This is a genomic window from Methylobacterium sp. D53M (genome assembly GCF_053345625.1).
In genome coordinates this window covers 1-1603 of sequence record NZ_JBKFAL010000074.1, presented here as the reverse complement: position 1 = coordinate 1603, position 1603 = coordinate 1, and the positions used below count along the sequence as shown (strand labels likewise).

Below are 1603 nucleotides of genomic sequence, written 5' to 3'. Positions count from 1 at the left end.
TACCCTGCCGGTGGTCGTGGACCTCGACCCGGCCCGGCCGCTCGGCGCGTGGCTGGCGGGCGTGCAGGAGGCCGGTCTCGGCCTGCGCGAGCACGGCCACCTGCCCCTGGCCGCCATCCAGCGCCTCGCCGGTCCCGCGGGCGCGGGCGCGGGCACAGGGACGGGCGGCCTGTTCGACAGCCTCGTGGTGTTCGAGAACTACCCCGTCGACCAAGCCCTCGCCGCCGCGCGCCACGGACGGGACGGCGACGGAAACGGGGACGGGGACGGCGACGCTGCCGACCCGCACGCCTTGCGTCTCGGCCCGGCCATCGTCGCCGAGACCACGCACTACCCCGTCACCCTGGTGGTCCACCCGGAGACCGGCCCCGACGGGACGCGGCTGGCCCTGCGCCTGAGCTACGCTGCCGATCGCCTGGGACACGCGGACGCCGAGGCGCTGCTCGCCGCCTTCGTGGCCCAGCTCGCCGCCCTGGCCGAGGCCGACCCGGCAACCCCGCTCGGGGCGCTGCCGCCGCCGCTGCCCGACAGCGACCGGGCGATGATCGGGTCGGCGAACGCGACCGCGCGGGCCTACCCGGACGGCGCCGGCGACGTGCTCGCCGCCTTCGCAGGCCACTTGGCGCACGACCCGGACGCGATCGCGGTGACCGACGGGCAGGGCGCGCTCACCCGCCGCGCCCTCGACAGCGCGGCCTCCGCGCTGGCCCGCCGCCTCGCCCGCGCCGGGGCCGGTCCCGACACTCTGGTCGGCGTCGGGCTGGAGCGGTCCTGCGCGCTGCTCGTCGCCTGGCTCGCCGTTCTCAAGACGGGGGCCGCGATCCTGCCCCTCAACCCCGAGCTGCCGCGCCCGCGCCTCGTCGCGACCGCCCGAGAGGCGGCCCTGCGCCTCCTCGTCACCGAGTCCGGCCCGGCCGCGCGGATGCCCGGGCCGGCGGAGCTTCCGGACCTGCAGATCCTCACCCCGGATCTGGCAGAGGCGGCGGACGATCCCGCCCTGCCGGCCGCGGCGCCGCACCCGGACGCCCTGGCCTACCTCATCTACACGTCCGGCTCGACCGGCACGCCCAAGGGCTGCGCCAACACCCGCGCCGCCATCGCCAACCGCCTCGCCTGGATGCGGGCCCATTTCGCGGTCGGCCCCGCCGACGTGATCCTGCACAAGACCCCGGTCTCCTTCGACGTCGCCGTCTGGGAGATCCTCCTGCCCCTCGTCAGCGGCGCACGCCTCGTCATGGCGCCGCCGCAGGCCCACCGCGATCCGGACGCGCTGGCCGCCCTGATCCGGCGGGACGCGGTGACGATCGTGCACTTCGTGCCCGCCCTGCTGGAGGCGTTCCTGGCGTCCGGCCGGCTCGCCGCCTGCTCGAGCCTGTCCCGCATCGTGTGCAGCGGCGAGGCGCTCGCCCCCGACCTCGCGGCCGCCGTCCGCGCCCAGAGCCGGGCCGACCTGGCGAACCTCTACGGGCCGACGGAGGCGGCCGTCGACGTCAGCGCCTGGACCTGCGGGCCCGAGCCGGATGCCCCGCGCGTGCCGATCGGGCACCCGATCGCCAACACGCAGCTCCACGTCCTCGACGACGCGCTGCACCCGGTGCCGGTG

General features: G+C 77.2%; 1 protein-coding gene. It reads left to right on the top strand.

Annotated features, from left to right (window positions below; genetic code table 11):
* Positions 1-1603 (top strand): AMP-binding protein (locus ACLBYG_RS31535; protein WP_447684080.1); only part of this gene is annotated, 1603 nt, incomplete at both ends.